This window comes from Priestia sp. P5_B4, from assembly GCF_056400385.1.
Genome location: NZ_JBFULJ010000083.1, coordinates 1 through 10,864 on the forward strand (window position 1 = coordinate 1; position 10,864 = coordinate 10,864).

A 10,864-nucleotide genomic window follows, 5' to 3' on the forward strand; every position below is an offset into this window, starting at 1 on the left:
GTATGAACAAGAAAAATAAGGTGATGGGAAGAAGCAGACAAGAAACGGCAGATTAAAAAGATCTATTTTTTTTATAATAGTTAGCCTTATTATGACCTGGTTGATAAGCACATTTAAAAACAGTGCCCATTATGTGGACACTGCTTTTTCATAATAAAGTGGAAAGCTAGCTTTTGGTAAAAAAATTAGCGGAAATGAAGCTGTTCATCACTATTTCTAATGATTAGCAACCGCCAAATCCTCCCCAGCAAGCACAGCCGATGATGATTAATAAAATGAATAATACGATGATTAAAGCAAAGCCACTGCCAAATCCGCAGCCGCCACCGCCGTAACCGTAACCGCCATAACCACAGCCACCATAGAAGCCCATATATTTCACCTCCAAGTTCTGAGTACATTTTTAACATATGCCTGAAATGCAAAAATGCTCCAAAAATATCCAACGATTTCAATGAAAATAAAAAAAGATAAGAAAATAAGATGGACACGGTACTTTTTTTCACTTTCTACATAGGATGAATCATCCCAAGATCTCATATATGAGCCCCCATGTTATAACAAAGCAGGCTAATACCACTTCCTCCTTAGCCTGCGTACATAATGAAGGAGAAGCCGAAGAATTTTTTCTTCGGCTTCTTATTTTTTACTATGAAATAAACACGTTAGTACTTTCCCTATACCATTCTAAGTCAGAATCCGCTTCTTTTTGTATGTATTAGGTACTAAAGAGAAATCAAGCTCATTTTCATATAAACCTAGTAATTTTCTTTTTTTCGTAATTCTTTTCCCTTATTTTCAGCATAACCAAGATATTTGCCCAAGACAGCGAATAGGTAAATGCATATTCATGGGTGAAAGCAAAAACAAAAAACGGAGGTTTCTCTTATGAATTCAGAAATGCATTTTTTTCCTACTATGTATTCTCAAGATCATCATCAACTTCAACACACAGATGAAAGGTTTATTGGCAGACCGTTTGGCTTTGGCAGACCGTTTGGTTTCGGACGCCCGTTTGGCTATGGCTTTGGCAGACCATTCGGCTTTGGCTTTGGAGGTCCATTTTTAGGAGGGTTAGCAGGAGGGCTAGTAGCAGGTTCACTGTTATCACCATATGGCTTTGGCGGCTACGGTTACGGTGGTTATCCTTATGGTGGCTTTGGTGGTTATCCTTATGGTGGCTTTGGCGGTTACGGCTATGGCTTCGGCGGCTGCTGTTAAACGTAAATAAAAGAAAAATCTCAGAAGAAATATTTTTCACATCATTCTTTTCTATAAAGAAATCTGTTTTGGAACGTAAGGCTTTATATCCATCCACAGTTAATCAGAGCGTGCACACCACTTAATATAAGAAACCATCTGGTGAGTTTCCAGGTGGTTTTTGATTTTTACATAGGGAAGAAATAAAAAATAGCGGCAGAAAGAGATAAAGAAAAGATGTTAGAATCGTGCTTTTTGTTCTTTACATTACGGTAAGAAACGCTTACTATGTGAGAAAATGGAAATGTTAATGAAGCATTCTTTTTACATAACTTTCTGTGAGAAGTAAAAGAGGGAGAGACATAACATGATCGAAAGTMATATTATTTATTTACGCCCGTTAACTGTCAGCGATGCGCACGACAGCCTTCGGTTGCAAAAGGACAATCGCGGCTTTTTTGAACAGTTTTCTATGATTCGAGAGCATTCTTTTTATACGTTAGAGAGCCAAGTAGAAAAAATTCAGCGTCACGAAGAGAATAGAAAAAACGATGAAGAATACTATTTTGGTCTTTTTCAAAAAGAGAATAATAAGTTGATTGGCACCATTAGTCTTTTTCAAGTGCTGCGCGGATCTTTACAAAGCGCGTTTATCGGCTATTTCCTAGATCAGCATCATAATGGAAAAGGGTACGCAACAGAAGCCGTAAAAGCACTTGTTGACTATGCGTTTGAAGAGCTGCATCTTCACCGCATTGAAGCCGGCGTTATGCCACGTAATTTGCCTTCTCAGCGCGTATTAGAAAAAGCAGGTTTTCATAGGGAAGGAATTGCTAGAAAAAATGTAAATATTAATGGCATATGGGAAGACCATCAAGTCTTGGCTATTCTTAACCCCAATGATGAAATAGAAGAAATAAACGAGTTCTTAAAATTTTGATATACGTTTTTACATTTAAAATTTATAATGAGAATAAGAGAATAGAACAGTCTATATTTAAATAGTAGGTGACTAAGGTAATGGAAGAGAGGAACATCAATGAAAAAGCCGTTTGGGATGTATTGCAGATGGCTAGCGAAGTAGTCGGAAGCAGGACGCTGTTTGTAGGGATTTTCGACGAACAATTTTCAGTTATGAAAGCCTTTAATAAAGAAGGGGGAAGCCTTGTAGAGGATGGACTGACGCTGCCGTTAGAGCGTGCGGTATGCAACTTAGTTACGTGTAATGAACCCCTTGTTATTCCCAATACAAAACGCGATGTTAGAACGTCTAATTTAGCCATCATTGATGGTGCCCGGGTAGGTTCTTATTTAGGAACACCGATTGTGCTAGAAGACGGGAGAATGTTTGGTACCTTATGTGCGGTCGATCCGGATCCTTATCAGTTTAGCGAAAGTGAAATTCAAGGGTTAAACCGGCTGGCTGGTATTTTGTCTCATATTATTTATAAAAATCAAGCGGCTGTTTTGCCGAAAATTGAAGAGAAAATTCTGCAGCTTGATAAACTGGCGCTCGTAKGGCAGCTAGCAGCAGGATTAGCGCATGAGATTCGAAACCCAATGCAGTCGGTGCGTGGCTTTATTCAATTTTTATTTAATGAAAATGAACAGGCAGAGCCTTTTCAAAAAATTGTTCTTGATGAACTGGACCGCATGAATGAACTTATTAACAACTTCTTGCTTGTCACGCAGCCAACAGCGCCTAAAAAAGAAATCGTATCGATTGTAGAAGTTATTCATGATACCGTTGCTTTCTTGAAAAGTGAAGCTGCGCTATATAATGTCGAAATGAACGTAAGAATAGAAGGAGCCATTCCCCTTGTATCAATCGATCCTGCTCAAATGAGACAAGTGTTTATGAATCTTTTGAAAAACGCCATTGAAGCAATGGAGAAAAAGAAACGCGGGGAAGTAAATCTTATTATCAAAGAATGGGAAGATTGGGCTCTTGTTGACATTCAAGATACCGGTTCTGGGATTCCGCTATCCATTATTAATAAAGTAGGAAATCCGTTTTTCTCAACAAAAGATGGAACAGGCATGGGGTTAGGGCTTTCTATTTGTAAAACGATCATCAACGAGCATAACGGTAAGCTTGCGATTGAAAGTGATGAGAACGGGACAGTGGTGACGGTTAAGCTGCCTTTGACGCTTTAAGATAAAACAAAAAAGAAAGGAGAGCAAGCACTCATCCTTTCTTTTTTGCTGACCTTTTTAATATGCTGAACTGTCTTCAATCCAGTATTCATAGTCTTCCGTATCTTTTTTATTTAACTTTTTGCCGTTGATGTAAATTTTGTCCCACTCGTAAATTTGTTTATCCAAATAAACGTTAAACACAATGCGTACATGCTCTTTTTCTGTATAATCGTAGCCGGTAAATTGTACAACGTGATGACGGCCTTCTTGCTTGATGTAGGTCCATTTTGGATGATCGTTGTACGTTTCAAGCGTAATTGCTTCGTCGCCGTAGCGAACTACATCTTTAATATTCGTTTTTGTTGGTAAAAATGATAATCCCGCTCCGACTCCAAAAGTAATCACAAGCGCTAAGATGCTTAAACCAATAGCAATTCCGATGTGAGTGCCGCCTTTTATTTGCAGATAAGCTTCTTTCCGCTGCTCCGGCTGAGCTCCGGCTCGAGCTAACACGTTTTTAACGTGCTTATAATACCATCGGTTGGCACATAGCCCTGTAATAAGTGAAGCACCGCCGAACACAATTGCATCGGACCACTCTGGTATGTCTACAAAGCACAAAAGGGAAAACCAAATTACCTCAATAAGCGTTAAAATAAAAAAGTGCTTATACATTTTTCGGTATGCAAACCAAGCGCTTGTCAGAAAAAAGGCTGCCCAGTTCCACGTTTTGTTTTTAGCTGGATTAGCTGTTTTCCCCCACTTCAAATCATAATAGGACGTATTTGTTCGAACTACTTTATGCTCTTCTTCAAAAGACATGAGTTCATCTACTGCTTGTTCTTCCATTTAAAACACCTTTCATTGGTTATAATCTATCATCTAAAATGACTCTATTATTATACATTATTTCTAGTATTTTTCTATTCTTCCTTAAATTATTTTTAAAATAAGAATATTTGCGCTGTTGGTTTTTTAAAGGGAATTTTCATAAAAAAGAAGAATATGGTAGATTTGAAGAAAAAGGAGCTCCTTGAACATGAATCATTTAAAGAAAGCCCTGTACCAATCGTGGTCAATTCATTCAAGCACAAAGTGGACAGCTGACAATCCTTCTAAGGGACAGTGCGGCGTGACAGCTCTTGTCGTTCAAGATATTAAAAGAGGATATATTTTAAAAACTCCGTGTAAAGAAGGATGGCATTTTTATAATCAGCTTGATGAACAGCGCTATGACTTTACACAAGAACAATTTTGTGAGCCTCTCCATTATGCAGACATTTTATCCAGTCGGGAAGAAGCGTTTATGGATACCAATAAGGAGCAATATGAGGCTTTAAAGAAAAACGTAATGACCTATTTTATACATGAAAATTTGCTTTAGAAAGGAACACATAAATGAAAAGTATTCAGTATTCCATTGTTGATGTATTTGCACAGAGAAAATATACGGGAAATCAGCTCGCTGTTTTTAAAGACGCAGGAGGACTTTCAGATAAAGAGATGCAGCAAATGGCTAAAGAAATTAATTTTTCTGAAACGACGTTTATCACGTCTTCTTCTGCAAAAGGAGAATATAACGTGCGGATTTTTACGCCTAATGAAGAAGTACCGTTTGCAGGACATCCGACGCTCGGCACCGCTCATGTTATCCGAGAAGAACTAGAAGAAAAAGATACAGAGGAACTTATTCTTCATTATAAAGCAGGTCCTACGCCCGTTACATATGATGAACAAAAAGATGTGCTGTGGATGACACAAGGTCAGCCGACGTTTGGGAAAGTGTTAGATAAAAAGCAAGTTGCGGATGTGTTAAACCTTGATGAAGCTTATATCGACACGCGTTTTCCCGTTCAAGAAGTATCCACCGGTCTGCCGGTCATCCTTGTCCCGTTAACATCATTAGAAGCAGCTAAAGAGATACATGTAGACAAAGAAAAATATTTCAAACTGATAGAAAATACAGAAGCGAAAGCGATTATGGTCTTTTCGCCGGAAACCTATCACCAAGATCATCAGCTAAACGTACGAGATTTTGCCGACTACTACGGCGTTCCAGAAGATGCAGCAACCGGCAGCGCCAACGGCTGTTTAGCAGCATATTTAGTTAAATACCGTTATTTTAATCAGCAAGCTATTGACATACGTGTAGAACAAGGATACGAAATAGGAAGACCTTCACGGCTTTATGTAAAAGCTAGTTATGATGGAGAAGCTTTTCACATTCAAGTAGGTGGAAAAGTAGAGATGATTGCGCGCGGTGAATGGATTTTGTAACAAGCCGTTCATCTGCTGTTCACAATAAGTCCTTATCCTAATAAAAAACGCAATAGGACCACCGCGTTTGGTTACACTAGTAAACAGATAGATACTGAAAGAATAAGTGATGGCGGCCAAAAGGCCGCCATTTTAAATGGTTGATAAAAGGAGTGGCAGAAAAAATGATTCACATTTTACTGGCGGATGACGATGAGCATATGCGGCAATTAGTTCGTCACTATTTGCAGCTTGAAGGCTATATGGTGCATGAAGCAAAAGACGGCGAGGAAGCTTCGGGTCTGCTTGCTAAGCAGCACATTCATTTAGCGGTTGTCGATATTATGATGCCTCATAAAGACGGATATGAAGTTTGCGAAGAAATACGCAGCTATTATGATTTTCCCATTATTTTATTAACAGCAAAAGATCAGCTCGAAGACAAAGAAAAAGGCTTTTTAGCAGGAACGGATGACTATGTTACAAAGCCGTTTGAACCAAAAGAATTGATTTTCCGAATCAAAGCACTGCTTCGCCGATACGAAGTGGTAAATGAAAAGATGATCGTGCTGAACAGCACCTCTATCGACCGAAAAAGCTATGAAGTGCACTGCAGCGGACGACTGTTAATTCTTCCAATGAAAGAATTTGAATTATTAGCTCAGCTCGCGAGCTATCCAGGAAGAATTTTCACAAGAGAAGAATTAATTCATCTGATATGGGGAGCGGATTTTAACGGAGATAACCGCACAATCGATGTACACGTGAAAAGGCTGCGCGAAAGGTTTGAACATACCGATGATTTTGTCATTACGACGGTTCGAGGCGTCGGCTATAAGCTTGAGGTGAGGGCAAAATGAAGACGCTCTATTTGCGGATTGTTCTGACGACCATTGCTGTAATGGTATTTAGTAGTCTCCTAGCGTTTATTTTAGCAAACGTTTATTATCAGTACAGCTTAAAACCTTATAACGATCAAAAGCTTACGCGTATGGCAAAAGACATTGCGAGCTTTTACGAAAGCAATAGGGGCGTGGATCAACAAGCTTATTTACAGCATATTAGTAAATTGGGCTATCAAATATATGTGGTGGACAGGAGCGGACATGAGACGTTTTACGGACGGGAATTTAGAAATCAGCGCTTAGAAAAGAGTGCTGTCAAACAAGTACTGGACGGAAAAATGTATCACGGAATTGCAAACTTTCCTTCACAGGTGTTTGTGACGGGATTTTTTGATAATGTGTTAGCCAATAGCATCGGCGTGCCGTTAAAAGGAGAAAGTAACAAGCAGCAAGCGCTGTTTATTCGCCCTGATATTCAGCTGCAGTTCGGGGAAATGCGCATTTTTTTCTCGGTCATTTTACTGCTGATGATTGTATTAAGTATTTTATTTGTACTTATTAGTACGCGTTATTTAGTAAAGCCAATTGTCAAGCTAACGGAAGCGACAAAACAAGTGGCAAAAGGAAAATACAACGTCGAGCTGTACGTAAAGCGCCGAGACGAAATCGGCGCGCTTGCTTCACATTTTTCCGAGATGGCTAAAAGTTTAGAGCAGCTTGAAGAGATGCGCCAAGAATTTGTATCCAACGTGTCACATGAAATTCAGTCTCCGCTGGCGTCCATTCAAGGATTTTCGAAAACGCTCCGTTCTGCTAATCTTTCAGATGAACAGAGAAATGAGTACCTGTCTATTATTGAAGAAGAAAGCCGGCGCATGTCGTCACTCAGCAAACAGCTGCTTACGCTTGCTTCACTTGATAAAGAAAGTGAGCATATCGAAAAAAGTACGTTTGATGTTGCAACTCAAATCAAGCAAGTGCTGTTTATGACGGAGTGGAGCTGGCGTGAAAAAGAGCTGGCTATTGAAATGGATCTTCCTTCAACGATGATTTCAGGCGATCAAAAACTGCTTCATCAAGTGTGGACAAATTTGATTACAAACAGCGTAAAGTTTACGGAAGAAGGAGGAACGCTCTCTCTTCGCGTTGGCATGGAAGACACGCATTGCCACGTGGAATTTCAAGATACGGGAATCGGTATGTCGAAAGAAAGCCTCCCGCATATTTTAAATCGTTTTTATAAAGAAGATAAAGCAAGAAGCCGGACGGAAGGAAGCAGCGGTCTTGGCTTAGCGATTGTAAAGCAAATTGTCGAAATGCACGGAGGTTCCATTCACGTTGAAAGCGAAAAAGGAAAAGGCAGCACCTTTCACGTTTATCTTCCGAAAATGTAATGAGCCGTTCATCTTCCATTCATTTTCTATTTTTATACTTTAAATAGAATTAAAAAAGGAGATGAAAGAAACATGTTTTTGGCTTTACGTGAATTGAAACATGCGAAGCTGCGCTACTTACTCATTGGCGTGATTATGGTGTTAATTGTATGGCTTGTGCTTTTTGTATCAGGCTTAGCAAAGGGGCTTTCCTCTGACAATGCTTCAGCTGTTCAAGAAATGAAAGGAAATTACGTTGTGCTTCAAAAAGAAGCGGATCAACGCCTGACGCGCTCTGTTTTATCCATAAACAAAACAGAAGATATTCAACAGCTAAGCGGCAAGAAAAATGCTGAGCCGCTTGGTGTGATGATGACAGCAATTATAAATGAAGGAAAAGCCAAAAAAATAGACGCCTCGTTTTTTGCCATAAGCACAAGCGGCTTTTTAGCTCCGAACGTAACAGAAGGGAAGATGATTACGGACGATGCGAAACATGAAGCCGTGGCGGACTCTTCGCTAAAAGAAGAAGGAGTAAAGCTAGGTGATATGATAAAAGATACGGCTTCAGGAAAAAACTTTAGAATTGTTGGTTTTACAAAAAATCAGTCGTTTAGTCACGCGCCTGTTATTCATATTAATTTTACAGAGTGGAAGACAATTGAAAGCACAGGTGCTTTTAATGCAGTGGTGTTAAACATGAACGATAAAAAAGCACATGCTCTTCAAAAAAAGAAGTCGGACATTGATGTGATTAGTAAAGATGAAGCGTTAAAAGGAATTCCTGGCTATCAAGAAGAACAAGGCTCGCTTTTAATGATGGTCGCGTTTCTGTTTATCATTGGCGCTTTTGTATTAGCCGTTTTTTTCTACGTGATGACGCTTCAAAAAATGAATCAGTTTGGGGTGTTAAAAGCGATAGGAGCAAAAACAAGTTATTTAGCGCGAACGATTTTATCTCAAGTGGTTGTGTTAACTTTATGCAGTCTCGCTATTAGTATTGGACTGACGTACGGAGTAGCTGCCATTTTGCCTGATTCGATGCCATTTTACTTGGATTTATCGCTAATCGCCGGCTGTTCGGCGCTGTTTGTAGCTGTTTCTGTACTGAGTTCATTATTGTCGCTGTATCGCGTAGCAAAAGTAGATGCGGTTGAAGCGATTGGGAGGGCTGTTTAATGAGTGAAGAAAAATTAGTTTTAGAGAGTGTTAGCAAGTCATTTGGAGAAGGAGAAAACACTGTAGTCGTGTTAAATGACCTATCGCTGCGTGTAAAAGCAGGAGAGCTTGTGGCGATTGTCGGTCCTTCTGGTTCCGGGAAAAGTACCTTTTTATCCATTGCAGGCGCGCTGCTTTCGCCGTCTAGCGGACGTGTGATTATTGACGGAGACGAGATTAATAAAATGTCTCCATCACAAATGAACAGCATTCGCCTGAAGAAAATTGGCTTTATCTTTCAAGCAGCTAATTTAATTCCGTATTTAACGGTTCGCGATCAGCTGCTGCTTGTAACGGAACTAGAAGGAAATCGAGACAAAGACGCCAAAAACAGAGCGGATGATTTGCTTGAAAAGCTCGGGCTTGCTCATCGAAAACATCACTACCCTGAAAGTCTATCCGGCGGAGAGCGTCAGCGGGTAGCGATTGCAAGAGCGTGGATGAATAACCCTGAAATTATCTTCGCAGACGAGCCGACGGCAAGCTTGGATTCAGAGCGAGGAAGAGCAGTCGTACAAATGCTCGCAGATGAAGTAAAGCTGAGGGGCAAATCAGCTGTAATGGTTACGCATGACCAAAGAATGCTGGATTTATGCGACCGCGTTGTATGGATGGAAGATGGAGAATTAGTAGAATCAAACAGCGTGCAAGTTTAAAAAAGTGCTGCTCTTGACAAGAGCAGCACTTTTTTTGCGTTCTTCATTGTGCATATATTTGTCGTCTCGATTTGGAGCTTCCATACGTTTGCTTCTTTATTAGTAGATGGGTTAGTTATTCATATTCCACTTCTTTAAAAAGCGTGTAGCCAAAATAAAACAACGCTATTTAGGAAGGAAAAAAATAAGAAACAGGAAATGAAAAGGCAATGAAGAAATAGTAAAAAGGTGATGAAACGATGAGAAAAAGGAGTGAAAGCAATGATTAAAAAAGTCGGTCAAATTATGGTGTATGTAAACGATCAAGATCAAGCGGTAAAGTTTTGGACAGAAAAAATGGGATTTCAAGTTATGTCTGAACAAAATAATGAACAAGGCATGAAGTGGATTGAGCTAGCGCCGGTAGCGGGTGTTGAAACAACTATTATCCTTCATAACAAACAGCTAATAGCAAAAATGCAGCCAGAGTTAAATGTCGGGACTCCTTCGCTGCTGTTTTTTACAGAGAATGTGGATGAACTATACGGAGATTTAACAGCTAAAGGCGTAACGGTAGGAGAAATTGTATCCATGCCTTCAGGAAAAGTCTTTAACTTTTCAGACAGTGAAGATAACTATTTTGCAGTTATGGAAACCGTGAGTAATAAATAGAAGAAAAACAAAAAACACCGGGAGCATATACATTCTTCTCGGTGTTTTACAGGCAAAACAGGAGGAATTACTCTTGATTATCATTAGTGAAATTAAATTCAGTTAGCTTATTTCGCCCGTACTTTCCTGCGATTTGTCCTTCTTGATTAGCATTTTGCCCGCCGTTTTTGGCAATCTGTCCACCTTGAGATGCGTTTTGTCCACCGTTTATAGCAATTTGTCCGCCTTCATATGCAATATTTGTATAATAATTAATGGTTACACAGCATGTTTTTTTCTTGCGCGGACGCTTTTTAAAAGAATAATCGCTTTCTACATAATATTTGTCATCTGCTGAATTGTAGTAGCAATAATATTTTTTTATAGGATTCACTCCTTTCATCATAACTACTATATTTTATTTGTTATGCAAAGGTGTGCTTGTACACACGTGTATTAATATTCGTTTTATTTCTACAGAACGTAATAAGCTATTTTATAAGTCAAGGAGTGATGCTTCTCATGATAAAACTAATAGGAGAAAAAG

At 39.3% G+C, this 10,864-nt stretch carries 13 protein-coding genes; 10 read left to right on the plus strand and 3 right to left on the minus strand.

Going from position 1 to position 10,864, the window contains the following annotated elements; all coding sequences use genetic code 11:
- Window positions 1-223: 223 nt before the first annotated feature.
- Window positions 224-373 (minus strand): sporulation protein YjcZ, encoded by a 150-nt coding sequence (gene yjcZ / locus AC1DRF_RS10250; RefSeq protein ID WP_014459214.1) that lies wholly within the window; start codon window positions 371-373, stop codon window positions 224-226.
- A gap of 515 nt (window positions 374-888) precedes the next feature.
- Here yjcZ and AC1DRF_RS10255 point away from each other — a divergent pair.
- From AC1DRF_RS10255 to AC1DRF_RS10265, 3 genes are all read left to right on the plus strand, one after another.
- Window positions 889-1,221 (plus strand): hypothetical protein, encoded by a 333-nt coding sequence (locus tag AC1DRF_RS10255; protein WP_477740690.1) that lies wholly within the window; start codon window positions 889-891, stop codon window positions 1,219-1,221.
- Window positions 1,222-1,567: 346 nt separating this feature from the next.
- On the plus strand, window positions 1,568-2,140 hold the full coding sequence (locus tag AC1DRF_RS10260) for a GNAT family N-acetyltransferase (RefSeq protein ID WP_477740691.1): 573 nt from the start codon (window positions 1,568-1,570) through the stop codon (window positions 2,138-2,140).
- 80 nt (window positions 2,141-2,220) lie between these two features.
- Window positions 2,221-3,357, plus strand: a complete 1,137-nt coding sequence (locus AC1DRF_RS10265; protein WP_477740692.1) for an ATP-binding protein — start codon at window positions 2,221-2,223, stop codon at window positions 3,355-3,357.
- Between the two features lie 57 nt (window positions 3,358-3,414).
- Here AC1DRF_RS10265 and AC1DRF_RS10270 read toward each other — a convergent pair whose 3' ends face one another.
- Window positions 3,415-4,188 carry a DUF2628 domain-containing protein gene (locus tag AC1DRF_RS10270; protein ID WP_427075920.1) on the minus strand — a complete coding sequence of 258 codons (774 nt, stop codon included), beginning with the start codon at window positions 4,186-4,188 and terminating at the stop codon, window positions 3,415-3,417.
- Window positions 4,189-4,378: 190 nt separating this feature from the next.
- Here AC1DRF_RS10270 and AC1DRF_RS10275 point away from each other — a divergent pair, with 190 nt between their 5' ends.
- The 7 genes from AC1DRF_RS10275 to AC1DRF_RS10305 all read left to right on the plus strand — a co-directional run bounded on the left by AC1DRF_RS10275 (window position 4,379) and on the right by AC1DRF_RS10305 (window position 10,338).
- Entirely contained in the window at window positions 4,379-4,723 is a 345-nt protein-coding gene (locus tag AC1DRF_RS10275) for a YunG family protein (RefSeq protein ID WP_427075921.1), read from the plus strand.
- A 14-nt stretch (window positions 4,724-4,737) separates the two neighbouring features.
- Complete coding sequence (locus tag AC1DRF_RS10280; RefSeq protein WP_427075922.1) at window positions 4,738-5,616, plus strand: PhzF family phenazine biosynthesis protein; 879 nt, start codon at window positions 4,738-4,740, stop codon at window positions 5,614-5,616.
- Between the two features lie 164 nt (window positions 5,617-5,780).
- Window positions 5,781-6,455, plus strand: coding sequence for a response regulator transcription factor (locus AC1DRF_RS10285; RefSeq protein ID WP_097822811.1), 675 nt, complete (start codon window positions 5,781-5,783; stop codon window positions 6,453-6,455).
- Window positions 6,452-7,834: a sensor histidine kinase gene (locus AC1DRF_RS10290; protein ID WP_477740693.1), complete on the plus strand. Its 1,383-nt coding sequence runs from the start codon at window positions 6,452-6,454 to the stop codon at window positions 7,832-7,834. Before AC1DRF_RS10285 ends, AC1DRF_RS10290 begins: the two co-directional genes overlap by 4 nt.
- Window positions 7,835-7,906: 72 nt before the next feature.
- Window positions 7,907-8,992 (plus strand): ABC transporter permease, encoded by a 1,086-nt coding sequence (locus AC1DRF_RS10295; RefSeq protein WP_427075923.1) that lies wholly within the window; start codon window positions 7,907-7,909, stop codon window positions 8,990-8,992.
- Window positions 8,992-9,687 (plus strand): ABC transporter ATP-binding protein, encoded by a 696-nt coding sequence (locus AC1DRF_RS10300; RefSeq protein WP_477740694.1) that lies wholly within the window; start codon window positions 8,992-8,994, stop codon window positions 9,685-9,687. Before AC1DRF_RS10295 ends, AC1DRF_RS10300 begins: the two co-directional genes overlap by 1 nt.
- A gap of 261 nt (window positions 9,688-9,948) precedes the next feature.
- Window positions 9,949-10,338, plus strand: coding sequence for a VOC family protein (locus AC1DRF_RS10305; RefSeq protein ID WP_477740695.1), 390 nt, complete (start codon window positions 9,949-9,951; stop codon window positions 10,336-10,338).
- A gap of 67 nt (window positions 10,339-10,405) precedes the next feature.
- Here the strand turns inward: AC1DRF_RS10305 and AC1DRF_RS10310 are convergent, their stop codons facing one another.
- On the minus strand, window positions 10,406-10,723 hold the full coding sequence (locus AC1DRF_RS10310) for a hypothetical protein (protein WP_477727413.1): 318 nt from the start codon (window positions 10,721-10,723) through the stop codon (window positions 10,406-10,408).
- Between the last annotated feature and the right edge of the window lie 141 nt (window positions 10,724-10,864).

Bases quoted from the DNA above. Each gene is read 5' to 3' on its own strand.
- AC1DRF_RS10275 (WP_427075921.1), top strand. From the start codon at position 4,379: ATGAATCATTTAAAGAAAGCCCTGTACCAATCGTGGTCAATTCATTCA.
- AC1DRF_RS10300 (WP_477740694.1), top strand. From the start codon at position 8,992: ATGAGTGAAGAAAAATTAGTTTTAGAGAGTGTTAGCAAGTCATTTGGA.
- AC1DRF_RS10280 (WP_427075922.1), top strand. From the start codon at position 4,738: ATGAAAAGTATTCAGTATTCCATTGTTGATGTATTTGCACAGAGAAAA.
- AC1DRF_RS10270 (WP_427075920.1), bottom strand. From the start codon at position 4,188: ATGGAAGAACAAGCAGTAGATGAACTCATGTCTTTTGAAGAAGAGCAT.
- AC1DRF_RS10255 (WP_477740690.1), top strand. From the start codon at position 889: ATGAATTCAGAAATGCATTTTTTTCCTACTATGTATTCTCAAGATCAT.
- AC1DRF_RS10310 (WP_477727413.1), bottom strand. From the start codon at position 10,723: ATGATGAAAGGAGTGAATCCTATAAAAAAATATTATTGCTACTACAAT.
- AC1DRF_RS10295 (WP_427075923.1), top strand. From the start codon at position 7,907: ATGTTTTTGGCTTTACGTGAATTGAAACATGCGAAGCTGCGCTACTTA.
- AC1DRF_RS10290 (WP_477740693.1), top strand. From the start codon at position 6,452: ATGAAGACGCTCTATTTGCGGATTGTTCTGACGACCATTGCTGTAATG.
- AC1DRF_RS10305 (WP_477740695.1), top strand. From the start codon at position 9,949: ATGATTAAAAAAGTCGGTCAAATTATGGTGTATGTAAACGATCAAGAT.
- AC1DRF_RS10285 (WP_097822811.1), top strand. From the start codon at position 5,781: ATGATTCACATTTTACTGGCGGATGACGATGAGCATATGCGGCAATTA.
- yjcZ (WP_014459214.1), bottom strand. From the start codon at position 373: ATGGGCTTCTATGGTGGCTGTGGTTATGGCGGTTACGGTTACGGCGGT.